The sequence below is a fragment of the Streptomyces sp. NPDC005485 genome (assembly GCF_040606085.1).
GTDB lineage: Bacteria > Actinomycetota > Actinomycetes > Streptomycetales > Streptomycetaceae > Streptomyces.
The window spans coordinates 30,646-54,564 of the sequence record NZ_JBEXDZ010000019.1; the positions used below are offsets into that span (position 1 = coordinate 30,646).

Consider the following 23,919-nt stretch of genomic DNA (forward strand, 5'->3'; position numbering starts at 1 on the left):
GTCTCAGCTCACGTTGAGCGCCGCGTCGTCGAGGACGAACGACGTCTGCAGGGTGGAGCCTTCGGTGCCGGTGAACTTGAGCGTGACCGTCTGGCCCGCGTAGCTCGCGAGGCTGAAGCTGCGCTGCGCGTAGCCGCTGGCCGCGTTCAGGTTCGAGTACGTGGCCAGGGTGGACAGGACGGTGCCGCTGCTGTTGAGCACCTGCGCCTTCAGGGTGTCGTACGCCGTACTCGTGGTCGTCTCGGCCGTGTCGACGTGGAGATAGAAGGTGAGGGCGGCGCTCGTGCAGCCGGCCGGGATGGTCACCGACTGGGCGACGGTGTCGGTGTGGGCGGAACCGTAGCCGTTCAGCCAGGCCTTGTAGGCGCCGGTGCGGGCGGCCTCGCCGGTGTCGTTGGTGATGACACCGCTGGTCGTGGTCCACGAGGTGCTGCCCGACTCGAAGCCGGGGTTGGCGAGGAGCTGGGCAGCGGTGCAGGTGCCGCCGCCCCCGCCGCCGCCGTCACTGCCGCCTGCGCCCGCGAGCCACTCGGTGGCGTTGAGGGCGAGGGCGGCATTGGTGGCACCGGTGTCGTTCCAGCCGTCGTAGAGCGTGTTGCCGGACTGGCCCGTGCCGTCGTCGATCGGCGAACTGTCGCCCCAGAACGCCACCCGGCCGCTGCCGAAGGTGCTGGTGGCGAAGAACGCCCCCGTGTTGCCCGAGTAACCACTGCGGTAGAGCAGGCCCTTGACCGCCGAGTTGTCGGCGGGCTTCAGCGTGGCCGTCGTGCCACTGGCGATCAGGCTCTTGGTGACCGTGCCGAACGAACCGTGCAACACCGCGTTCGTACTGTCCGAGATCGCGGCGGGGTATCCCGAACTGATGCTGAGCGAGTCGATGGAGAACCCGAACGGGTCGCTGCTGTCGACGCTGTTGTTCGACATCAGGTCGTTGAGGATCTCGACCGCGTCCTCGCCGTCGTTGTTGCGGTCGGCACCGGTGTGATCGGAGATCATGAACAGGCCGCCGCCGTTCTTCACGAACGTCATGATGGCCGTCTTCTCGGCCGTCGTGAACAGCGTGTTCGGCTCCGGAAGCACCAGCGTGTCGAAGTTCGACAGATCCGTCGCCGTCGAGCCGCCATAGGCGAGACTCGAACCCGAAGGCAGCGTCTTGAGGCTGTAATCGCCTGTCTTCTGCAGGGCGACACCCCACGAGGACAGCGCACCGGTCCAGTCCGTCTCCGCGGACGGCGAGGAGTCCTGACCCAGCGGATCGGGCTGACTCGTGGAGACGATCCAGTCCGCGTTGCCCGCCGTCTCGGCATGCGCGTTGTCGAACAGGACACGATGCGTGGCCGCCGCACGCGCCGGAGCCGCAGCGGCCCCCTGAACGGCAGCGCCCGTGGCGAGCAGACCGAACACAGCCAGAGCGGTGGAGAGTCTGTGGCGGGATCTTCTGAATCCGTGCATCCGACGTACCTCCGTGAGGGGTGGGGAGAGGTCTTGCGGGCGCCAAGTCTCCGCGCGTAGAACGACAGTTGGCCGTCCTCAGGGCGACAGATTGTTGAACTGTACATGGCAGAACGAGCTCTGAACAGGAGCCGAACGCGCCCCATACCGAACCGTGGAAGGCGCAACGGACTGGCTTCGCGCCACGGGGGCACCCTCTTAGCTGCGGGGAACCTGACGAAGAGGGGTGGAAATGGAGATCTCGGGCATCATCAGTGCCATCGTCATCGGCATCATCATCGGTGTCCTCGGCCGACTCGTCGTGCCGGGGCGTCAGCGCATCGGCATCCTCTGGACGATCGTCGTCGGCATCGTGGCCGCGTTCATCGGCGCGGGCATCGCGGCGGCGTTCGGCGTGGCCGACACCAAGGGCATCGACTGGATCGAGTGGCTCATCCAGATCGGCCTGGCCGCACTGGGTGTCGCCGCCCTGGACCGCTCGAAGGCGCGCCGCTGACGGGCGGGGCCTGACCTGACGGATTGTGTCACTGACGAGCCGGGACGGAGGGGTGCGCCGCTGGTGGGGCGGCGGGACGGGAGGCGAACGGGTGGTGCGGAATCCAGGGTGGTGCGGCGTTAATTCTCTTGCCGGTCGTACGGCGATGCCGCTAGGTTCTGCGGGTTTCGCCCCGCAGCCCAGCCACTCGGAGACACCTTGCCACTGCGCATCACACCGCTGACCGATCCCGACGCCGCACCCTCCAGCCGCCGCCTGGCGTGGCTGGCGTCCGGCACGGAGGGCGCTCCCGTCGGCTCCGCCTTTCTGCGGTTGTTCATGAAGGAAGGGCAGGAGCATCTCGCCGAGGTGGAAATCGCGGTACACCCGGCCGAACGACGGCAGGGCGTGGGCGGCCGGCTTCTGGACGCGGCCGTCGCCGTAGCCCGCGACGAGGGACGGCGATCACTCGTCGCGCAGGCCGAAAAGGACTCCCCCGGCGATCTGTTCCTGGCTGCGCGCGGCTTTCGCAGGGTGCTGGCGCTGACGTACAGCCGCCTGCCGCTGCCCGAGGCCGATCTCGCCCGGATCGAGCAGATCGCCGAACACCCGCACCCCGGCTACGCGTTGACGCAGTGGGACGGCACCGTGCCGCCCGAACTCGCGCAGACCTTCGCCGACTCACGTCGCGCCATGGACGACATGCCGATGGAGGGGAGCGACTACGGGACGGTCGTGTGGGACGTGGAGCGTGTCGTGTCGGCGGCCGAAGCCGTCGCGAAGCGCGGGGAGTTGCTTCACGTCATCGCCGCCGTGGACACCTCCGACGGCTCGATCGTCGGGTTCTCCGAGCTCGTCGTGCCGGGCGACGGCAAGGGCGACGGTCAGCACTACGGCACCGGGGTGCTGACCGAGCACCGCGGCCACGGCCTGGGGCTGTGGATGAAGGCGGAGTCCATCCGCCGCGCCCGGCAGCAGCACCCCGAACTCGGCGGCCTGCTCACCGACACCGCCGACAGCAACGCCCCCATGCGCGGCATCAACGACACGCTCGGCTATCTGCCCACGTACAACGCGGTGGAGTACCAGCTCGACCTGTGACCCGGGCGAAGGCCCCGGTGCCGCACTGGCTGTAGGCGGAGCCGGCATTCCGCCTACAGCCTCCGGTCCTGTCGTGGAGGCTGAGCCCCCGTTCAGGCCCGCCGACGCGGCTCCCCTCGGCAATCGGCGGGCCTGCCGCCTCCTCCGTGCGCCGGGCGCGGGAGTAACTGGCGCGACGGGAGGCAGTCCCCCTGGGGTGGCTTGTGCTGACTCAGCATGACAGCACGCCACCCCCCGGAGCGGGGGCCGACCGGCCCACAACCGCGGCCCGTTCGGCCCCGGTTGGGGGCGAGCCGCAGGACGGCAACAGCCCGGCTGCCCTACGAATGGTTGGCCGCCTGCGGCAAGCGCCGCGGTTCCGGCAACCCACTTGGACCCCCAAGCGACGGGTACCCGACTCAGGGGCCGGTCGGCGCCGGCCGCGCCCGCAGTCGAGTCGGCGGCTCCTCAGGCGCGGCCATCACCTTGGCCGATGGACGAACCCGTACCCGCAGGGCAGATCTCCGTCAGGCTCCACACGGGCCGCCCGAAGTCCTCTGCCATGAACCGATGTTGACGTTCCGTCAGGTCGGCCAGGAAGACCACGGCGTCGGCGCCGGTCTCTTCGCATGTCGCGGCGACCTCCCGGACCTTTCCGCGGCTCAGGACTGTCCGCGAGGAGTACGGCAGGTGCATCTTCTTCGCCCCGCCGTTGGAGACACCTCGGCGCTGCACCACTCGTGCCAGCACCCGGGCACCACGCGCCGCCAGCAGGACGGCGGCCGCGTCCATGAGCGCGCCGAAATCCTTCTGCTTGGCGGAGAAGTAGCCCACGACCACCACCCCGGCACCCGCGATCTCCACCGGCGCGGCGGGCTGTTCGGCGCGCACCACGGGTGCGCGCCGGGTGGGCCGGCGCTCCCGTCTGCGGTTCCGGTGCATGCCGACACCGTAGACGTGCCGCGCCGGCGGTCACAGCTGTTTACCTGCGTGGCAGTGCTCAGGTCTTCGGCTGGGTGAAGCGGATGCTGTTCCCGAAGGGATCGCGCAGACCGCAGTCGATGCCGTACGGGCGCTCGGTGGGCTCCTCGGTGAACTCGACGCCCCGGCCCAGCAGGGTCTCGTACGTCTTGCGGCAGTCGTCCGTGCTGAAGATGAGCGAGCCGCCCGTGGCACCCTTGGTCACCAGCTCGCGTACCTGCTGTGCCGTCTCCTCCGACATCGCCGGAGGGCCCGGCTTCTCCAGCAGGATCTGGCGCTCCGGGTGTCCCGGGATGCTGATGGTGAGCCAGCGCATGAAGCCCATGTCGACGTCGGCGCTGACCTCCAGGCCGAGCTTGCCGACGTAGAAGTCGAGGGCTTCGTCCTGGTCGAGGACGTAGATCTGTGAGTGTGTGATGGCGTTGAACATGTGCCTCACGCTACTGGCCGGACCGGACGAAAACTTATCCAAAACTGCTCAGCCGACGCATGTCGACGGGCGGTGGCCGAGGCGCGGACGGTCAGGCTCTCGGTCGCATCCACGCCATCGTGAAGCACGTCGGGACGTCCGCGGCCGCCGCTTGCCTGCGGTATGTCCTCGGCGACCGGCCGACGATGTCCCGGAAGGTGCGACTGAAGGTCCCCGGACTGCCGAAGCCCACCTCGTAGCAGATGTCCGTCACACTGCGGTCGGTCTCCCGCAGGAGGAACATCGCCCGCTCGACGCGCCTGCGCTGCAGGTAGCGGTGCGGTGTCTCACCGAACGTGGACCGGAACGTGCGAGCGAAGTGCGCCGCCGACACATGGGCGATCCGCGCCAGTGCCGGAACGTCCAGCGGCTCCCGGTAGGCGCGATCCATCACGTCCCGTGCCCGAAGCATGCGGCGATTGGTCTCTTCCACGGCGCGGCTCACAGCGCCATCACACCACGGTTCCCCGCCCGTCGTGGCTCGCCCGGTGCGCTCTCACCGATCGCCGGCCATCGCGGCCAGGCCGTCGTACGTGGAGGGATACGCCGGGGACCAGCCCAGCTCGCGTTCGGCCTTCGCCGAGGAGACACGCATGGTCGTGGTCATCATGGTGTGGGCGTACGACATGGGTTTCGTCAGCCACAGGGGGACGGTCACCGGCTTGGGCCGGCCGAACTGCCGGGCCACGGCGTGGACATGGGCGGCGAAACCCAGGGGTGTGCGGTCGGTGACGTTGTACGCCTGGCCGGGGCGACCGTGGTCGACGGCGGCGGCCACCGCGCGCGCCGCGTCGGTGAGGTCGATCCACGGCAGGACGCGGCCGCGGTCGGCAGGCGCGGGGAGCTGCCGCTTGCGCAGCATCGGCAGGAGGGCGTCGGTGCCGCCCGGACCGTAGAAGAGGCCGAAGCGCAGCGCGATTCCTTCCAGTCCTTCGGCTGAGAAGGTGAGCTCCTCTTTGATGCGCATGCCCTCGATGTGCCGTTCGAGTTCGGCCGTGGTGCCGTGCGGGCCGAAGGGGTCGGCCTCCGTGAGGACGTGGTCGCCGTGATCGCCGTATCCGTAGCCGAAGACCATCGACTCCGCGACGAAGCGTCGTGCGCCGGTGGCGCGGGCTGCCTCGATGAGGTGGGCGGTGCCCTCGATGCGCAGGGCGTTGGTGGCGTGCATGTCGCGGTGGCGCATGGGCGCCTTGCGCAGGGCGGTGGCCGCGTGGATGACCGTGTCGAAGTGCTGCCCGTCGACGGCGCGCAGAGTTGCGTCGCGGTCCATCAGGTCGGCCTGGACGCCGTTGCCCGGGCCCCGGCCGAGACCGGTGACCTTGTGGCCCGCTTCGGTCAGGGCGTGGGTGATGTGGGTGCCGAGGACGCCGGTCGCGCCCGCGAGGAGGATGCTCTGGTTCGTCGTCATACCTGTGCGACGGAACGAGCGGCACGGGATGTGACATCGGGTCGCGCAAAGGTGCGCACAGGGCCCCCTAGGGGGTGTTTTGAAAGTCCTGTGCGGTGCCCGCGGTGTTCGGTGCTTGCCCTCGGCGTGCCGGACGAAGACCCTCGTACTGGACGTACTTGGGGCTTCGGCCGGTGCGGCGAGGGTGCGTGCCGGGCGCCGTGGGTGCTGTGCGGGACTTTCACAACACCCCCTACGGGGCTTCGGGCGTGCGTACGTACGGCGTCGTGGTCGTCAGGGGTGCGAAGCCCAGGCGGGCCAGGATCGGGCGGCTCTGGTGGGAGGCGTCGACCTGGACGTAGCGGTAGCCGCGGTCCACGGCGACGCGGGCGCGGTGGGCGACGAGGGCGCGGTAGATGCCGCGGCCGCGCCAGGCTTCGACGGTTCCGCCGCCCCACAGACCGGCGAAGCGGGTGCCGGGTACGAGTTCCATGCGGGCCGCGCTGACCGGTGTGTCACCGGCGAGGGCCACGACGGCGACTACGTTGTCATCGTCGCCGGTGAGCTGGGCGAGCAGCTGGTGGCGCAGCCGGGTGCTGTCCGTGCCGAAGGCTTTCTCGTGGACGTCGGCCACGAGGTCGACGCCCGCGCGGTCGGTGACGGGCAGGAGGCTCACGCCGTCCGGCGGTTCGACGTCGAGTGTCAGGTCGCCCACCTCGGCGACCATCACCGTCTCCTCCGGTTCGGCGGTGAACCCGGCCGCCCGCAGGCGCCGCCCGAGGTCCTCCGGCCGGTCGTGCCCGTACAGCTTCCATTCGAACTCACGCCCGAGGTCGGCGTAGTACCGGATCTGCTCGGCGATCGCCGCGTCGGCGCCCGCCTCGTCCAGGTCGGACCAGACCACCCCGTTCCAGCCGTGCTCGGCGCCGACCTGGCGCACCACCTTGTCGACCCGCTCGATCCGGGCACCGGGCCCGTCGGGCCGGGCACCTTCTCGCATGTCCCGATCGAACAGAGCCAGTACCGCTACGTGATCCATGCGCTCACTCCACCATCAGTGGACGCGCACGGCAATGGCATTCCGCCGGGGCGGTGCCGCCCGACCGGCCCCGCCCCCTGCGTCACCCCAGGTCAGGAGCGGGTCAGTTGCGGGTCCACTGCTGGTTGGATCCGCCGTTGCACGACCACAGGTCGATCGCCGTCCCGTTCGCCGTGCCGTTGTTCACGGCGTCCAGGCACAGCCCGGAGACGTTGTTGGTGATGGTCCCGTTGGTGTTGACGGTCCACTTCTGGTTGGTGCCGCCGTTGCAGTCCCACAGGACCACCTTGGTGCCGTTGGCGGTGCCGCTGTTGTAGGCGTCCAGGCACTTGTTGCCGTAGACGACCAGTTCACCGCGCGCGGTGGAGGTGAAGGTCTGGTTCTGGCCGCCGCCGCAGTCCCAGAGTTCGGCCTGGGTGTTGTTGGTGATGGTGTTCTGGAAGAAGTCGAGGCAGCGCCCCGAGCCGGTGCCGACGATCGCCGTCCCGTTGGTGCCCGGTACGGCACGGACGGCCACCGCGTCGATGTCGGGCGCGGTGCCGGTCGCGGTCCCGAAGGTCACCGTGTTCGCCCCCTTGGCGAGATGGGCGAGGACGGAGACGGTGCGGTACGTGCTCGACGAACCCGTGGGCGGGAAGGCGAGCGTCTGCGTGTACTGGCCGTTGACCTTGAGTGTCGCCTGGCGGGCGGACGTGCCTGCGTTGGCGTAGGTGATGTCGAGGAGCTTCGTCCCCGCGGCGGAGGCGGAGACGCCGGTGAACGTCGGCGTCGTCGCGGTGGTGGTGTCCTCGTACGTCGTCCCGGAGCCCTCGGTGCCGGAGACGGTCAGCAGCACGCCTTCACCGGCGGGCACGGCAGCGGTGTAACTCGTCGCGTAGGAGCCGACGTTGGAGGCGGACCAGAGGTTGCGCACGGCGGCGGAAGCGGTGGTCAGCCCCATGTCCTGCCAGCGGGCGGTGATGTTGGCGGCGGCGGAGGTGCGGTTGAGCAGCAGGACCGCGCGTTTGCCGGTACCGGAGAGGATCTTGCTGTAGACCTGAAGGCCCCTGCTGTCCTCGGCGACCTTGACGCCCTGCAGTCCGCGCGCGTCCTGGTCGACGGCAATCACCTCGGAGTTGGTGAGGATCGAGGCGGTCGACGCGCTCATGGTGGCGAGGTTGTTGCCGGCGAGCAGCGGGGCGCCGGAGATGGCCCACAGGCCCATGTGGGTGCGGTTCTGGGCGGCACTGAGCCCGCTCATGCCGACGGTCATCATGTCCGGGTCGTTGTAGTAGCCGGTGTGCTGGGCGGCCGGGTGCAGCGCCTTGTCGAAGTTGGCCAGGATGTTGGACATCGTGGGGTTGCTGGGCCAGTAGACGATGTCGGTGCTCGTGCGCCACATGGCGCCTGTGCCCGCGGCCCAGTTCCACGGCTTGCCCGTGCCCCACTCGCACAGCGACAGGACGAGCGGACGTCCGGTGACGGCGGTCGCGGCGGTGTTGGCGTCGCGGATCGCCTTGTACGTCGACTCCTGGTCGAGGCCTTCGGCGTCGCCGCCGCACCAGTCGATCTTGAGGAAGTCGAAGCCCCAGTTCTGGAAGGTCTGCAGGTCCTGCTGGTTGTGGCCCTCCATCCCGGTGTTGGGCGCGGCGGGCGTGCCCTCCGGGGTCGGGTAGTAGTAGCCGCAGCCGTTCTTGCCGGCGTCGGTGTAGATGCCGGCCTTGAGTCCCTTGCTGTGGATGTAGTCGGCGATGGCCTTCATGCCGCCGGGCCACTTGGCGGTGTCGACGCTGATGTTGCCGCTGCTGTCGCGGGCGCCCTCCCACCAGCCCTCGTCGATGTTGACGTACTTGTAGCCCGCGGCGGCCATGCCGGAGGAGACGAGGGCGTCGGCCTGGGCCTTGATGGTGTTGTAGTCGATGTCACTGGCGAAGCTGTTCCAGGAGGCCCAGCCCATCGGGGCCGGGGCGACTGCGGTCTGGCTGGTGCTCACCGCGGCCGGCTCGATGCCGAGCGGGGCGGTGGTGCGGCCGAGACCTGTCAGTCCTGCGAGGGCGAGGCCGAGGACGGCGCACCGGACGGCGGCACGGCGCAGGAGGCGTCTGAGGCGGGGGGTGTTCCGGGGGGACATGCGGCTCTCCCTTGAGCGGCTTTGTTCGCAGACTCGAACAAAAGTCAACGAGACTCGCCACATAGCAGCGCTCCCATGAGAATCCGTCAAGTCCCGCTTCCATAAAGGGCGTTCGGCCCCGGTCACCTCTCGGCGCACATCCACGCATACGTCTCCGCGCATCCGTACGCACACCTCCGCACGCATCCGTCCCCGCAGCTGCGCAGGGGCCCGGTCACCGCGTGCCGTCGGGGATCAACTACCTTCCTGAGGGCACGTACACAGGTTTCGGGAAGAGGGAGAGGACATGCGGGAAGAGGCCATCGTCCAGGCCGCGGAAGGCGTCCATCTCGTGCACGGCAGCAACACGAACTGGATCGTCCTGTCCGAGGGCGACGCCGTCACCCTGATCGACACGGGCTACCCCGGCGACCGCGCCGAGGTCCTCGCGTCGCTGAAGGCTCTCGGCCACGCGCCCGAAGCCCTGGCAGGCGTGCTGATCACGCATGCGCACAACGACCACCTCGGTTCGGCCGAGTACCTCAGCAGCACCTACGGCGTCCCCGTCCACCTCCACGAGGAGGAACTCCCGCACGCGCGCCGCGAGTTCCTGCACCAGGTCACCGTCGGCCGGGTGCTGCGCGAGGCCTGGCGGCCCGGAGTGCTGCCGTGGGCGGTGCACGCGCTGCGGTCGGGCGGCAAGACGGACGTCCGCATGACACGTCCCGCGCCCTTTCCCGCCCCCGGGCCGCTCGATCTGCCCGGTCGACCGGTGCCGGTGCACACGCCGGGGCACACGGCGGGCCACTGCGTCTACCACCTCCCGGACGCCGGCATCGTGATCTCCGGGGACGCCCTGGTCAGCGGCCACCCCACCGCACGCACCCGCGGACCGCAGCTGCTGCCGGCCATGTTCGACACCGAGCGCGCGGCCGCCCTCGCGTCACTCGCCCGTATCGAGTCCCTCGCCGCGGACGTGCTGCTGCCGGGGCACGGCGCGGTGCACCGCGGTTCGGTGCGCGAGGCCGCCCAGCGCGCGCGGGAACTGGCTAGCTGACCGCCCCGACTCCCCCGGCGCCCGGCTGGACCGCCGCGAGATAGGAGCGCAGCGCGTCCCGGTTGCGGGCCAGGCAGTCGATGCGGCTCTGGATGCGGTCGATTTCCTCGCGCAGCAACGCGGCGGTCTCCGGGGTGAGGCACTCGGGGTGGAGATGGATCTCGCCGGGGTCCGACAGGAACGGCAGAATGGCGCGGATGATCTCGGTGGTCAGGCCGGAGTCGAGCAGTCCGCGCAGCTGCCGTACGCACCCGACCGCCGACTCGCCGTACTCCCGGTAGCCGTTCTCGGCGCGCTCGGGGTGCAGGAGGTTCTGTTCCTCGTAGTAGCGCAGCATCCTGGTGGGGACGCCTGTGCGGCGCGACAGTTCACCGATCTTCATGGCTCTCCACGGGCTTGCGGTGGCGTTCCGGGATGCTGCTTGCCTTCACACTGATGTGAAGGTTCCAGCATGGTGCCATGTCCACCGCACCTACGGCCAAGGGCACCGCCATGTCCTTGCGCCACACCTCCGCACTGCCGTGGCCCGGGCTGCTCGCCCTGTCCACGGCGGCCTTCACGGCCGTCATGACGGAACTGCTCCCGGCGGGACTGCTGCCGCGGATGGCGCCGGCCCTGGGCGTCTCCGAGGGGCGCGTCGGGTTTCTCGTGACCGGTTACGCGCTTGCCTCCTTCCTCGCCGCGGTGCCGCTCACGGCCGTGCTGCGCGGACTGCCGCGCCGCCGGGTGCTGATCGGCACTCTTGTGGGCTTCGCCTGCTGCAACGCCGTCACGGCGCTCTCCACGTCGTACGCGCTGACCTTCGCCGCCCGGCTCGCGGCCGGCGTCATGGGTGGCACGCTGTGGGCGATGCTCGTCGGCTACGCGGCCCGCATGGTGCCCGCCGAGCGGCGCGGCCGGGCGATCGCCGTCGTCCTCGCGGGCATCACCCTCGCCCTGTCCCTGGGCGTTCCCGCCGGCACCGTGCTCGCCGGCGCTCTCGGCTGGCGCGCCGCGTTCGCCGTGCCGGCCGTGCTCGCCGCCCTGCTCGTGATCTGGGTGCGGTGTCAGGTCCCGGACTTCCCCGGCGAGTCGGCCGGCACGCGCGTACCGCTGCGCCGTGTCGCCGCCCTCCCCGGCATCGCACCCATCCTGTCGGTCACACTGTTTCTGCTGCTGGGCCATCAGGTGATGTACACGTACGTGGGCCCGTTCGCGAAACATGTGGGGTTCGACCACACCGGTCTCGTCCTTCTGGTGTTTGGGCTCGCCACCGTCGTCGGGATCTGGATCGTCGGCATCCTGGTCGACGCGCATCTGCGGCCCACCCTGCTGGCGACGCTCGCGGTGATCGCCGGGGCAATGCTCACGCTCGGTCTCGCCGCGCGCAGTCCCGCCGTCCTGCTGGGCGCGGTCGCCCTGTGGGGCGCGGCCTTCGGCGGGGCGCCGACCCTGATCCAGACCGCCCTGATCGACGCCTCCGGTCCCGTCCACGCGGACCTGGCGACCTCGCTGCAGACCACGGTCTACAACACGGGCATCGCGGCGGGGTCGTTCGCGGGCGGGCTCGTCCTGGAGGGGGCGGGGGCGGCGGCTCTCCCGTGGACGGCGCTGCCGCTGGTCGCGGGCACGCTCGGTGTCGTGGTCGCCGGGCGTCGTCGGGCGTTTCCGGCGCGCCGCCCCGTCGAGGATCGGGCACCGGACGCGCCCTCGGCGGACATTCCCGCGCCCTCCCTTCCAAGCGGGTGCATGCCTCCACTTGACGTAGGAGGGCCAGAGGAGCAAAGTCGTACATATACGTCGTAAACATACAACGTCAGCACCACGGTTCACGCAGTGACTCACGAGGGGAGCCTCGTCCCATGACGCACGGGGATGCGGCCGCTGTCTCCACCGATCCGACTCCGGTGGAGCGCCACCCCTCGCTGCTCACCAGCGTGCCCACCACGACCTTCATCCTCGCTCCGAGGCTGCGCCGGGTCGGCCCGGCGTCGGCGATCTCCTTGCTGCCGGTCCCCGACGCCACCACCCGCGCACCCTCGGAGCCCCGGGTCACGGTCGCTGCCCACGCGGCCGAACGTCCCGTGCTGCCGCCGTCCTGAGCGGGGTGGCCACCGTGAATGCGAAGTCGTCCCGTGCACGGACCGTCAAGGGTCCGTCGACGGTCCTCGTCACCGGCGGAGCGGGCTTCATCGGCAGTCACGCGTGCGTCGAACTCCTCGACCACGGATACGAGGTGATCGTGGTCGACGACTACTCCAACGGCACACCGCAGGTCTACGCCAGGGTGGAGCGGGTAGCCGGACGCTTCGTCGGTGCCGTCTACGAGCTGGACATCCGTGATCGGCGCGCCCTATCGGCCGTCTTCGACCGACACTCAGTGGACGCCGTCGTGCACTTCGCCGCGCACAAGGCCGTGGGCGAGTCGACACGGATGCCCGTCGAGTACTACGACACGAACGTCGGGGGCACCATCGCCCTGCTGTCCGTCATGCACGCCCATCAGGTGTACCAACTGGTGTTCTCGTCCTCCTGTTCCATCTACGGGGACGCGGGTCGCGGGGCACTCGACGAGGCGACGCCCGCCCGCCCCACCAATCCGTACGCGATGTCCAAGTGGCTCTGCGAACTGATCCTCACCGACGTCTGCCGCCGCTGCCCGGAGTTCGCCGTGCTCTGCCTGCGCTACTTCAACCCGGCCGGCGCCCACCCCAGCGGACTGCTGGGTGAGGACCCGCGGGGCACGCCCGACAACCTGATGCCGTACGTGGCACAGGTGGCCATCGGCCGCCGGGAGCGGCTGAGCGTGTTCGGCGGCGACTACCCGACGCCCGACGGAACGGCGATCCGCGACTACCTCCACGTCGTGGACACCGTCGAGGCACACCGACTGGCCCTGGACCACCTCGCCGACGGGCCGGGTCTGCGAGTGTTCAACCTCGGCGCGGGCAGGGGCAGTACGGTACTCGAGGTCATCGACGCCTTCGGTGACGCGTGCGGCAGACCGCTGCCGTACGAGGTCGTCGGGCGCCGCCCGGGCGACGTGGCCGAACTCGTCGCCGACGCGAGCGCCATCGCCCGCGCGTGGGGCTGGCGTCCCGCCCGTGACCTCGCCGCCATATGCCGGGACTCCTGGCGCTTCCAGCAGCTCAACCCCGAGGGCTACGCCGGCTCCGCCCGGCGCCCGAACCCCAAGGAGTGACCGGGCCCCGCCTGCCACGAGATGCAGGCGTCCACCGCCGGTGCCTACGATCTACGAAGGGACGGACCGAGCGGACGGCCCGGTGTCCTCCGACACGGGGAGGCGCGTGCCATTGCTGCGGGTGCACCGGCTGACGGCCACGTACGTCGTGCTGGTCTCGGTCGCCACGATCGTCTACATGACCGTCCCCACGGCCCGCGCGCCCCTGTGGGCCGTCATAGGACTTTCCGGCGTCCTCGCCCTGTCGACCGGCGTCGTCCTGCACCGCCCCGCGCACACATGGCCCTGGTGGCTGCTCGCGGGCGGACTGCTCACGTTCGCCGCGGGAGACACGTACTACAACGTCATGGAGCAGTACTTCAACGCGGCCAACCCGTTCCCGTCCCCGGCCGACGCGCTCTACCTCTCGACCTACCCACTCCTCGCCGCCGGGCTCTTCGGCCTCATCCGGTACCGATGGGTGGGCCGCGACCTGCCGAGCCTGCTGGACGCGTTGATCTTCACCGCCGGTCTCGCCCTGCCGGTGTGGGTGTTCCTCGTACAGCCGCTCACGCAGGTGGAAGGCATGACCTGGCAGCAGCGCGCCATCAGCATCGCCTACCCGCTGGGCGATGTACTGGTGCTCGCGCTCCTGGCCTGTCTGCTCGCGCCCAGCCCCACACCCGGGCACATTCCCGCCGTGCACCTCCTCGTCCTCGGCACCGTGACGCTGCTCGGCTTCGACATCGCGTACGGGATTCTGCAGCTCAACGGGTCCTGGCAGGCCGGGACGCTGGTCGACTCAGGCTGGATCGTCTTCTACACGGCCTGGGGACTTGCCGCCCTGCATCCGTCGATGGTCGAGCTGACCGCCTCCGCGCACCGGCGGCAGTCCCTGCTGCCACCACCACGCAGGCTGCTGCGGCTCACGGCGGCCACCCTGATCGCGCCGGGCATCCTGCTGTACGAGGGTCTGCAGGGCTCTGCCCAGGACGCGGCGGTCATCGCGATCTTCTCCGGCGTGCTCTTCCTGCTGGTGATCCTCCGCCTCACGGGCATGGTCGTGGCCCACCGCAAGGCCATGGCACGGGAACGGGCACTGAACACGGCGACCGCCTCCCTGGTGTCGGCGATACAGCTGGAGGAGATCACCGAGAGCTGCCGACTGGCGGTCGGCGCCCTGTTCGGTCCGAAGATCCCGCACGGCACACTCCTGCTCCCGGCCGATCAGGCGCCGGGCCCCGCGACGAGCCGAACACGCCTGGTGGCCTCCGCCGACCTCGGACCGAAGATCGCCGCCCGGCTCGGCGACCAGCCGACCACCCTCGTGTGCTTCATGAGTCCCAGCGACCGTCCCGCGAGCGAACTGCAAGGACTGCTGCTGGCGGCGGGTCCCGAGAAGCAACTCTCGGAAATGCGCGGCGCGCTGGAGATCCTCGCCTCCCACGCGGGCCTGGCCATGGAGCGCATCGCACTGCGCCAGGAGATCATCCGGCAGGAGAGCGAGGCGTACTTCCGCACGCTGGTGCGCGACACCTCTGATGTCATCCTCATCGTCGAGGACGACAACACGGTGCGGTACGCCAGCCCGTCCGCGCAGGCCATGTTCGGTGCGGCGCAGCTCATCAACGCGCTCCTGCCGGATCTGGTGGACCCCCGCGATCGCGAGCGGGCGGCGCGCGCACTCGCGGCCATGCGAAGCGGGGGGCAGCCCGAGACGCACGACCACTGGTGGATGCTGCGGGACGGCGTGCGCATCGAGGTCGAGGTGCGCTGCAGCAACCTGCGCGACGAGCGCACCGTGGGCGGGCTTGTCGTCACCCTGCGGGACGTGACCGAGCAGCGCCGCCTGGAACAGGAACTCACACAGCGTGCCTTCCACGACTCGCTGACCGGTCTGCCCAACCGCACGCTGCTCCTGGAGCGAATCGAGCGCGCGCTGCTGCGCGGCCTGCGCGAGTCGACGCTCACCTGTCTGCTCTTCATCGACCTGGACGACTTCAAGCTGGTCAACGACACGTTGGGGCACTCGGCCGGCGACCACCTGCTGATCTCCGTCGGCGAACGGCTCTCGGAGGCCCTGCGGCGCAGCGACACGGCGGCGCGCCTCGGCGGGGACGAGTTCGCCGTGCTGATGGAGGACGCGAAGGAACCGCTCGACGCCGAGCTGCTGGCGGCCCAGGTCATCCAGACCCTGAGCAGGCCGTTCAACCTGCCCGAGGAATCCGTGAGCGTCTACGCCAGCGTGGGCGTCGCCACGGCCCGGGACAGCACGGACGCGGAGGAACTGCTCAGCCATGCCGACCTCGCCCTCTACGCGGCGAAGGCGGCGGGCAAGCGCCAGTGGCGCCGCTTCCAGCCCCGGCTGCGGGTGCAGATGGTGGAGCGCCACGATCTGCAGGCCCGCCTCAACAGCGCCATCGCCGGCGAGGAGTTCGCGTTGCGCTACCAGCCGGTCGTGGACATCACCGCGGGCGAGGTCGTCGGCTTCGAGGCGCTGGCCCGCTGGCCGCGTGCCGCCCGGGACCCGGTCCCGCCGGAGCAGTTCATCGCGCTCGCCGAGGAGACCGGGCACATCACTTCACTGGGCGCGTGGGTCCTGGAGAACGCCACCGCCGACATCGTGGACCTGCAACGCCTGACCGAACCAGCCGCTTCGCCGTACATCAGCGTCAATGTGTCCGCCCGGCAGTTCCGGGACACCGGCTTCCTGGACCAGGTGCGCAAGGCGCTGGAGACGCCCGGTCTCGCCCCGGGGTCGCTGCAGCTGGAGCTCACCGAGACGGTGATGATGGGCCGGGACGCCCAGATCCAGGCGGTGCTGGCCTCGCTGAAGGACCTTGGGGTCCACATCGCGGTCGACGACTTCGGCACCGGCTTCTCCTCGCTGGGCTATCTGCGGGAGTTCCCCGTCGACGTACTGAAGATCGACCGTTCGTTCATCAGCGACATCACCCAGGACAGCCGGCAGGGCGCGCTCGTCGAGGGGATCGTCAACATCGCCGACACGTTGGGCCTGGAGGTGATCGCAGAGGGGATCGAGGACTCCGCCCAACGGGATCTGCTGGCCGACATGGGGTGCAGGTTCGGGCAGGGCTATCTTTTCGCGCGGCCCATGACGGTGGAGCAGAGCGAGTTCCTGCTGCGGCAGCGCGACGGCACGCAGTTCGCGTCGGCGGCGGACGGGGTGCGGGGCATCGCGGGGGCGAGAGGATCGCCCGGCGCCCGGCGGCGGGAGAGGACCTCGGTGGTCTCGGGCGGGACCCGGCCCCCTGCTGCCCGCGGCGACCCGCGCTCGGGCGAGCTGGAACACCTGCGGCGGACCAGCCCCATGAGCGACGCGGTCCTCGACGAGGTGCGCGGCCGTCACATCCGCAGCGCGGACCACTGGCTGATCGACTTCGCCTCGTGCAACTACCTCGGATTCGACTGGGATCCGGAGGTCATCGAGGCCATCGAGCCCGCCGTGCGCACGTGGGGCACGCATCCGAGCTGGTCACGGCTGATCGGCAGTCCGCGCCTGTACCCCGACATCGAGGAGCGGCTCGCCGCTCTCCTCGGTGCACAGGACACCCTTCTGCTGCCCACCGCGACCCTCATCCACGCCTCCGTGATCCCTGTGCTGGCGGAGCGCGGACATGTCTTCGTCGAGGCGACGGCCCATCGGACCGTGTACGACGGTGCGCTCGCCGCCCGGACACGGGGCGCGACGCTGCAGCGCTTCCACGCGGAACGGCCCGACGAACTGGACGCGATGCTGCGCTCCCTGCCCCGGTCCTCACCGCGTCTGGTGTGTCTGGACGGCGTCAACAGCATGAGCGGGAACATCCCCGACCTGCCACGACTGGCCGACATCTGCCGGGGCCGGGGCGCCACGCTGTACATCGACGACACGCACGGCTTCGGCGTCATCGGCCAGCGCGGGCCGCAAGAGTTGTCTCCGTACGGAATGCGCGGCAACAGTGTCGTCCGGCACACGGGCGAGACCTACGACGGCATCGTGCTCGTCGGCGGCTTCTCCAAGGCGTACTCGTCGCTGCTGGCCTTCCTCGCCCTGCCACCCGCTCTCAAGGACCGCCTCAAAACGGCCGCGGCGCCCTACCTCTACTCGGGCCCCTCGCCCACGGCCTCCCTGGCCACGGCACTGGCCGGGCTGGATGTCAACGACCGTCGTGGGGACGTCATCCGGGCCGAGCTGCACCACAGGACCGCCCGGGTGCTCGGACACCTGCACACGCTCGGAGTGGACACCCTCAACACGGACGGACTGCCGATCATCGAGATCCCCCTGGCGAACGCGTCCGATCTCGACGCGGTCGGCCAGTTCCTGTGGGACGAGGGCATCTACGTGACCTTGGCCGCCCACCCGCTCGTGCCTCGCGACCGGGTCGGCTTCCGCGTCCAGATCACGGCCCTCAACTCCGAGGAGGACATCGACCGGCTCACCGTCACACTCACCCGGCTCTCCGAACGCTTCGCGCTGCGGCCGAGGAGCTGACTTCGGTATGCCGACCCTCAACGACGACGTGGACTGGGACAGTTGGCCGGTCGCGGACTATCTCGCGGAGAACTACCGCGAGCTGCACCCCTGCGACGCCGCCGTCATCGCCCACCACTCCGCGTTCTACCGCCGTCTCGCCCCGGACAGCATCGAACGCTCCGTCGAGTTCGGTGCCGGGCCCAACCTGTACCCGCTGATGCTCGCCGCTGCCGCGAGCCGCCGCATCGACGCCGTCGAGGCCGGGGCCGCGAACGTCGCCTATCTGCAAAGGCAGTTGAACCGGGCCCCCGAGGCGAGCTGGCTCCCGTTCTACACGCGCTGCCGAAACCTCAACCCGGACCTGCCGACGACGCTGGCACGAGCACTGTCACGCGTCCTCGTCGTCCACCAGGACGTCCGGGCTCTGCCGTCCGGCGGATACGGTCTCGCCTCCATGCACTTCGTCGCCGAAGGCGTCACCGAGGACTTCGCGGAGTTCACGGAGTTCTGCCGGCGCTTCGCACGCTCCGTCGTACCGGGCGGGCACCTGGTCGCCGCCTTCATGGAGAACATGCCCACCTACCGAATCGGCCCGGCATCGAAGTGGCCGGGCTGCCCGGTGAACCCGGACGTCATCACCGAGGTCTTCACCCCCCTCACGCAGCAGCTCGCGGTGACCCGCATCGACGTCGACCCGACCCTGCCGGACTACGGCGACTCCGGCATGGTGCTGCTCACCGCGGTCTCGGCGTCGCCTTCTGCAGGGTGAGCGCCGTCTCGACGAGCGCGATGTGACTGAACGCCTGTGGTGCGTTGCCCAGTTGACGGCCCTCGACCGGATCCCACTGCTCCGAGAGCAGTCCGACGTCGTTGCGGATCGCCAGGACCCGCTCGAACACGTCGTACGCCTCATCCACGTCACCGATCGCGGCCAGTGCCCGCGCGTACCACAACGAACACGCCACGAACGCGCCTTCCCGGCCGGGGGCACGGTCGTCGCACGCGAACCGGTGCATGAACCCGTCGCGCCGCAGCGCCCCCATGGCACGCACCGTGTCCCGCACCCGTGGGTCGGCGGCCGGCAGGAAGCCGAGGCTGGGCATGAGCAGGGCCGCGGCGTCGAGGGCGGACGAGTCATAGGCCTGGACGAAGGACCGCTGCCCGGCGTCCCAGCCTCGCAGGCACACCTCCCGCCCCACCTCGTCGCGCATGGAGTGCCAGGTGCCCGGCACCTCGGCTCCGAGCCGTTCCCCCAGCGCGAGCGCACGGTCTGCGGCCACCCACACCATGACCTTCGAGTGGACGAACTGCCGTGCGGGACCGCGTACTTGCCACAGTCCCTGATCGGGGTCCTGCCAGTGCCTCTGGAGGAAGCACATCAGGTCCTTCACCAGGCACCACACATGTTCGGGCAGCGGGATGCCCGACCGCTGCGACAGCCAGAGCGCGTCCAGCACCTCGCCGTACACATCCAGCTGGAACTGGCCCATCGCGGCGTTGCCGAACCGCACCGGGCGTGATCCCTCGTAGCCGGGCAGCCAGGGAGCTTCCGTCTCCGGAAGCAGTCGCTGGCCCGCCACGCCGTACACGGCCTGGAGTTCGGCGGGATCACCGGCGATGGCGCGGACGAGCCAGTCGAGCCAGGCCGCCGCCTCCTCCCGATAGCCACTGCGCAGGAGGCAGGAGAGGGTGAGGGTGGAATCACGCAGCCAGCAGAAGCGGTGGTCCCAGTTGCACTCTCCTCCGATACGTGCGGGAAGCGAGCTGGTGGGAGCCGCGATGATGCCGCCCGTGGGTGCGTAGGTGAGCGCCTTGAGGGTGATCAGGGAGCGCACCACCGACTCTCGCCACGGGCCCTGGTAGCGGCACTGTGCGGTCCAGTGCCGCCAGAAGTCCCCGGTCTCCTTCAGCGCCGTGTCCGGGGGTACGCAGAAGGGGGCGGGCAACTCCGTCAGATGCGAGGGCGCCCAGACCAGCGTGAGGGCCAGCCGGCGCCCGGCGGTGACGGTGAAGTCGTACACCGTGGACTCCTCGTCGCCGGCTTCCTCTACCGGGCCGTCGGCGCCCAGCCAGACCGAGTCGGGTCCGGCGACGGCGACGGTGCAGTTGTCGGTGACGCGGGTCCAGGGAGCCACCCGGCCCTGGTGGAAGCGCAGCCGCAGGGTGCTGCGCATGGGCACGGCACCGGTGAGTCCCTCGACCACCCGTACCAGGCAGGGCAGTTGGGTACGCGGAGGCATGAAGTCCGTCACCCGCACCGTCCCCGACGCGGTCTCCCACTCCGAGTCCAGGACGAGCGTGTCCGAGCGGTAGGAGCGGCGCGTGCACACGGTGCCGTCCGCGGGGGAAACCCGCCAGAAGCCGTTGTCCGGCGCGCCGAGCAGCGCGGCCAGACAGGCCGGCGAGTCGAAGCGCGGCAGGCACAGCCAGTCGACGGACCCGTCCCTGCCGATCATGGCAGCGGTTTCCAGGTCGCTGAGGAGGGCGTAATCCTCGATGGGTCTACTCATGATCGGATTACGCCGTCGTGCACTTGGCCGCTTCTCCACGGTACGCCCGTTTCGGGTGCCTGGCGCCGGCGGTTCGGAGCGACTGCGCGGTCGGCCTGCGGGCCCTTGGGAAACTCGTTGCCGGGCCCGCTAGGCGAAGCGGTCGAGGAGGGCGTCCAGACCGGCGGCCAGACCCTCCGGGCCGCCGTGCTCGGCGAGGGCCGGGGCGGCCTCGCGGAGCCGGGGGAAGTCCTGCGACGGCATGCGGTGCAGGCCGAGGCGGAAGGCGGGCTCGGACTCCTCGGGGTTGTCCACCATGGCGCGCAGCTCCACCGACACGTAACCGAGGAGCCAGGCGGTGAAGGCCCGGAAGACGGCCGCGGCGCGGTTCTCGTCGAGGCCGGCCTCTTCGAGCAGAGCCAGGACGCGTTCGTGGTCGCGCAGGACGGCCTCGGGGCGCCGTGCCAGCGGAACGGCGAGCATACGCGTGGCGAGCAGCGGCACGACCTCGGGGTGGGCGAGGGCGACTTCGTAGGTCGCGAGCGCGATGCGCTGCAGCCGAGTGCGCCATTCGGGGGCCGCCGCCGTGGGGCGCGCGGTCCGGGGCGAGGGCTCGCCGGACGCGGAGTCCAGACGGTCCTCCAGTTCGAGGTACAGGGCCTCGACGAGGCCGTCGAGCAGAGCGTCCTTGCTGGGGGCGTACCGGTACAGGGCCATCGCCTCCACGCCGAGCTCCGCCCCCAGGCGGCGCATGCTCAGCGCCGACAGCCCCTCGCGGTCGACCAGCTCCAGCGCGGCCGCCAGTACGCGTTCGCGACTCAGCCGGCCGTATCGACCGCGGTCGCTGGCGCGTCGGGCCGGACCGGAACCCTGCTCCTTCGCCATGTCTCGCCTCCAGAAATGAGTCTGGGCCACATCACCGCGGGCGGGGCCCTTTGTCCCGGACGTGTTCCCCGCCGCTTGACTGCATGCAGCAACCGGGGCAAGGTGTACGTATACGGTGTAAATATACAGCAATAAAGGACGACACCGTCGGGACACCCCCAACCGCTCCGGAAGCGGGGGAGCACTGAGATGACAGTCCATCGGTCCCACATCCCGCGCGTGCCCTTCGCCGTGACCGAGATCAGCCCGGAAGCCCGGCGGGCAGCCGAGCGCGTTCTCGCCTCGGGATGGGTGACCACCGGACACGAGACGGAACTCTTCGAGCAGGAGTTCGCCTCCTATGTCCGGGCCGGTCATGCCGTCGGGGTGAGTTCCTGCACGGCGGCACTCGAACTGGCGCTGCGCGCTCTGCGGCTGCCCGCCGGCGGCCGCGTGCTGATCCCGACGGTGACGTTCTGCGGCGCAGCCCAGGCGATCCTGCACGCCGGGCTTCGTCCGGTGCTGGTGGACGTCGATCCGCGCACGGGGATGCCCACCGCGGCCACGGTCGCCGAGGCGTCCCGGGCCTGCGGATGCGCCAACGCGATGATCGTCCTGCACTTCGCGGGGGCTCCGGCGCCGGTCGCCGAGCTGGCCGAGGCCGCCCGGCTCCCGCTGTCGCTGGTCATCGAGGACGCCGCGCACGCCCTCGGGACGTCGGTGGGCGACCACCCCGTCGGGGCTCTCTCCGCGGCGGCCTGCTTCAGCTTCTACGCCACCAAGAACCTGCCCATCGGCGAGGGCGGCATGGTGACCACGGACGACGAGAGCATCGCCGGACGCATCCGCCGCGCACGCCTGCACGGTATGTCCGCCGACGCCTGGCGCCGCGACCTGCCGGGCGCCGACTGGCGCTACACGGTCGAGGACGCGGGCCTGAAGGCCAACATGACGGACGTGCAGGCAGCCATCGGGCGCGCCCAGCTGCCCCACGTCGCCGACTGGCAGGGGCGGCGCCACGCGGCAGCCGACCGGTACGCGGTCGGTCTGGACGGCATCTCCGGGATCGAACCCCTCGACGTCCCCACCCGCGGCACACATGCCCGGCACCTCTATCCGGTGCGGGTCCTGGAGGAGTACGGGACCGGGCGCGACGAACTGATCGAGCGGCTCGCGGAGCGCGGGATCGGCACGTCCGTCCACTTCATCCCGCTGCACCGCATGCCGTACTTCCGCCGGTCCACGACCCTGCCTCCGGGAGGTCTGCCCGGAGCCGACGAACTCTTCCCCCAAGTGCTCTCGCTGCCCCTGTACCAGGGCCTCACCGCGGACATGGTCGACCAGGTCTGCTCCGAGCTCGGCCGGCTCGCCGGACCACACCGCAGTGCGCCCTCCGCTCCGAACCCGCGGCGGTCCGAGGAACTGCGCACCCTCGTGATCGGCGCCGGGGAGGCGGGGCAGGCACTCGCCCGCGACCTCGCGCGGACCCCCGAGTTCGGGCTGGCCCCGGTGGGTTACCTCGACGACGACCCGGTCAAGCAGAGCGCCGGGAGCATCGGGGACCTGCCCGTCCTGGGGAACCTGGACGACACCAAGGCGGCCGCGCTCGAACACCGGATCGACGCGGTGGTCGTGGCCATCCCCGGGTTGAGCCCGGAGCGGTTCCGGGAGGTGGCCGAGGCCGCCGAGGCCACGGGGGCGAGCGTGCGCTACCTCCCGTCCTTCATCGCCGCCCTGCGCCGGGACGTGGCGGGCAGCGACATGCGCGCGCTGGACGTGCACCAGCTGATCGGCCGCAACGAGATCCATGTGGTCAGCCCCGAGGCCCGCTCCACGGTCGCCGGACGCCGGGTCCTGGTGACCGGGGCCGGGGGGTCCATCGGGAGCGAACTGTGCCGGCAGGTCCGTGCCTTCGGCCCGAGCCGGCTCTTCCTGCTCGACCACGACGAGTCGAACCTGCACCGGTTGCAACTGGAGCTGTACGGCGACGCGCTGCTCAGCGACGACATCGTGATCTCGGACATCCGCGACCGGCCCCGCATCGACCAGATCTTCCGCGAGCTGCGTCCCGAGGTCGTCTTCCACGCGGCCGCCCACAAGCACCTGCCGCTGCTCGAACGCCATCCCTGCGAAGGCGTGAAGTCGAACGTGATGGGGACACAGCACCTGGTCCGCGCCGCGGCGGCGTGCGGCACCGAGCGGTTCGTGCTCATCTCCACGGACAAGGCGGCCGATCCCGTCTCGGTGCTCGGCGCGACGAAACGCCTGGCCGAACTCATCGTGCAGGAGGCCCAGCAAAGCGCCCCCGCCGGGACGGTGTTCACCGCCGTCCGCTTCGGCAATGTGCTGGGCAGCCGCGGCTCGTTGCTGTCCGTCGTGGCCGAACAGCTGGGCTCGGGCGGCCCGGTGACGGTCACCCACCCGGACGTGACGCGGTTCTTCATGACCATCGAGGAGGCCGTCGGTCTTGTCCTGGAGGCGGCCCGGATGGCCGAGGGCGGTGAGGTGTTCGTCCTGGACATGCACGATCCGGTACGGATCGTGGACCTGGTCCGCAAGTTCGCCCAGTCGGTCAACGTGCCGGACGTGGACATCCGCTTCACCGGCCTGCGCCAGGGCGAGAAACTCAACGAGACGCTGTTCTCCCGGCACGAGAGCCACACCCGCACGTCGCATCCGCAGATCCTCGCCGCGACGCCCTCCCGACGCCGCAACGGCCGCGGGGCCCTGTCGGAGCGGCTCCCGGGCCTCTACGCCACGGCCCAGCACAACGACGCCACTGCCGTACGCCGGGAGCTGGCCGGCCTTCTCCCGGGCTTCCCCGCATCAGCCGCGTCGCCGTCGCACACCGCCATGACCGCCCCTTACCCGGACGGCTTCTGATGTCCGCGCGGCGC

Annotated in this window: 19 protein-coding genes; 9 read left to right on the top strand and 10 right to left on the bottom strand. The window is 70.4% G+C overall.

Annotated features, from left to right (window positions below; genetic code table 11):
- Positions 1-3 precede the first annotated feature (3 nt).
- A complete protein-coding gene (locus ABZS97_RS09490) occupies positions 4-1,452 on the bottom strand; it encodes a hydrolase (RefSeq protein WP_356135463.1) in 1,449 nt (482 codons plus the stop codon).
- 232 nt (positions 1,453-1,684) lie between these two features.
- Here ABZS97_RS09490 and ABZS97_RS09495 point away from each other — a divergent pair, with 232 nt between their 5' ends.
- The gene (locus ABZS97_RS09495; RefSeq protein WP_356135466.1) at positions 1,685-1,948 is read left to right on the top strand and encodes a GlsB/YeaQ/YmgE family stress response membrane protein; all 264 of its coding nucleotides are present in this window, start codon (positions 1,685-1,687) and stop codon (positions 1,946-1,948) included.
- Between the two features lie 198 nt (positions 1,949-2,146).
- A complete protein-coding gene (locus ABZS97_RS09500; protein ID WP_356135468.1) occupies positions 2,147-3,028 on the top strand; it encodes a GNAT family N-acetyltransferase in 882 nt (293 codons plus the stop codon).
- A 447-nt stretch (positions 3,029-3,475) separates the two neighbouring features.
- Here the strand turns inward: ABZS97_RS09500 and ABZS97_RS09505 are convergent, their stop codons facing one another.
- The 6 genes from ABZS97_RS09505 to ABZS97_RS09530 all read right to left on the bottom strand — a co-directional run bounded on the left by ABZS97_RS09505 (position 3,476) and on the right by ABZS97_RS09530 (position 8,993).
- Positions 3,476-3,949 carry a hypothetical protein gene (locus ABZS97_RS09505; RefSeq protein WP_356135470.1) on the bottom strand — a complete coding sequence of 158 codons (474 nt, stop codon included), beginning with the start codon at positions 3,947-3,949 and terminating at the stop codon, positions 3,476-3,478.
- A 58-nt stretch (positions 3,950-4,007) separates the two neighbouring features.
- A complete protein-coding gene (locus ABZS97_RS09510) occupies positions 4,008-4,418 on the bottom strand; it encodes a VOC family protein (RefSeq protein ID WP_356135472.1) in 411 nt (136 codons plus the stop codon).
- 91 nt (positions 4,419-4,509) lie between these two features.
- A complete protein-coding gene (locus ABZS97_RS09515) occupies positions 4,510-4,869 on the bottom strand; it encodes a helix-turn-helix transcriptional regulator (RefSeq protein WP_356135474.1) in 360 nt (119 codons plus the stop codon).
- Positions 4,870-4,953: 84 nt separating this feature from the next.
- The gene (locus ABZS97_RS09520) at positions 4,954-5,865 is read right to left on the bottom strand and encodes an NAD(P)-dependent oxidoreductase (protein ID WP_356135476.1); all 912 of its coding nucleotides are present in this window, start codon (positions 5,863-5,865) and stop codon (positions 4,954-4,956) included.
- Between the two features lie 232 nt (positions 5,866-6,097).
- Entirely contained in the window at positions 6,098-6,883 is a 786-nt protein-coding gene (locus ABZS97_RS09525; protein ID WP_356135478.1) for a GNAT family N-acetyltransferase, read from the bottom strand.
- A 103-nt stretch (positions 6,884-6,986) separates the two neighbouring features.
- Positions 6,987-8,993: a ricin-type beta-trefoil lectin domain protein gene (locus ABZS97_RS09530; RefSeq protein WP_356135480.1), complete on the bottom strand. Its 2,007-nt coding sequence runs from the start codon at positions 8,991-8,993 to the stop codon at positions 6,987-6,989.
- Positions 8,994-9,279: 286 nt separating this feature from the next.
- Here ABZS97_RS09530 and ABZS97_RS09535 point away from each other — a divergent pair, with 286 nt between their 5' ends.
- Positions 9,280-10,029, top strand: a complete 750-nt coding sequence (locus ABZS97_RS09535) for an MBL fold metallo-hydrolase (RefSeq protein WP_356135482.1) — start codon at positions 9,280-9,282, stop codon at positions 10,027-10,029.
- On the opposite strand, the gene ABZS97_RS09540 is transcribed toward ABZS97_RS09535, so the two are convergent.
- Positions 10,022-10,411 (bottom strand): MerR family transcriptional regulator, encoded by a 390-nt coding sequence (locus ABZS97_RS09540; protein ID WP_356135484.1) that lies wholly within the window; start codon positions 10,409-10,411, stop codon positions 10,022-10,024. The genes ABZS97_RS09535 and ABZS97_RS09540 overlap by 8 nt on opposite strands.
- Before the next feature lie 77 nt (positions 10,412-10,488).
- Here ABZS97_RS09540 and ABZS97_RS09545 point away from each other — a divergent pair, with 77 nt between their 5' ends.
- The 5 genes from ABZS97_RS09545 to ABZS97_RS09565 all read left to right on the top strand — a co-directional run bounded on the left by ABZS97_RS09545 (position 10,489) and on the right by ABZS97_RS09565 (position 18,438).
- Complete coding sequence (locus ABZS97_RS09545) at positions 10,489-11,814, top strand: MFS transporter (protein ID WP_356135486.1); 1,326 nt, start codon at positions 10,489-10,491, stop codon at positions 11,812-11,814.
- Between the two features lie 56 nt (positions 11,815-11,870).
- Positions 11,871-12,110, top strand: a complete 240-nt coding sequence (locus ABZS97_RS09550) for a hypothetical protein (RefSeq protein ID WP_356135488.1) — start codon at positions 11,871-11,873, stop codon at positions 12,108-12,110.
- Between the two features lie 14 nt (positions 12,111-12,124).
- Positions 12,125-13,210, top strand: a complete 1,086-nt coding sequence (galE, locus tag ABZS97_RS09555; protein WP_356135490.1) for a UDP-glucose 4-epimerase GalE — start codon at positions 12,125-12,127, stop codon at positions 13,208-13,210.
- A gap of 178 nt (positions 13,211-13,388) precedes the next feature.
- Positions 13,389-17,687: an aminotransferase class I/II-fold pyridoxal phosphate-dependent enzyme gene (locus ABZS97_RS09560; protein ID WP_356135540.1), complete on the top strand. Its 4,299-nt coding sequence runs from the start codon at positions 13,389-13,391 to the stop codon at positions 17,685-17,687.
- 7 nt (positions 17,688-17,694) lie between these two features.
- On the top strand, positions 17,695-18,438 hold the full coding sequence (locus ABZS97_RS09565; protein ID WP_356135492.1) for a class I SAM-dependent methyltransferase: 744 nt from the start codon (positions 17,695-17,697) through the stop codon (positions 18,436-18,438).
- Here the strand turns inward: ABZS97_RS09565 and ABZS97_RS09570 are convergent.
- A complete protein-coding gene (locus ABZS97_RS09570) occupies positions 18,404-20,179 on the bottom strand; it encodes a glycoside hydrolase family 15 protein (RefSeq protein ID WP_356135494.1) in 1,776 nt (591 codons plus the stop codon). The genes ABZS97_RS09565 and ABZS97_RS09570 overlap by 35 nt on opposite strands.
- Positions 20,180-20,308: 129 nt before the next feature.
- Positions 20,309-21,043: a TetR/AcrR family transcriptional regulator C-terminal domain-containing protein gene (locus ABZS97_RS09575; protein ID WP_356135496.1), complete on the bottom strand. Its 735-nt coding sequence runs from the start codon at positions 21,041-21,043 to the stop codon at positions 20,309-20,311.
- A gap of 189 nt (positions 21,044-21,232) precedes the next feature.
- On the opposite strand from ABZS97_RS09575, the gene ABZS97_RS09580 reads away from it, so the two are divergent.
- Entirely contained in the window at positions 21,233-23,905 is a 2,673-nt protein-coding gene (locus ABZS97_RS09580) for a polysaccharide biosynthesis protein (protein ID WP_356135498.1), read from the top strand.
- The last annotated feature ends 14 nt before the right edge of the window (positions 23,906-23,919 follow it).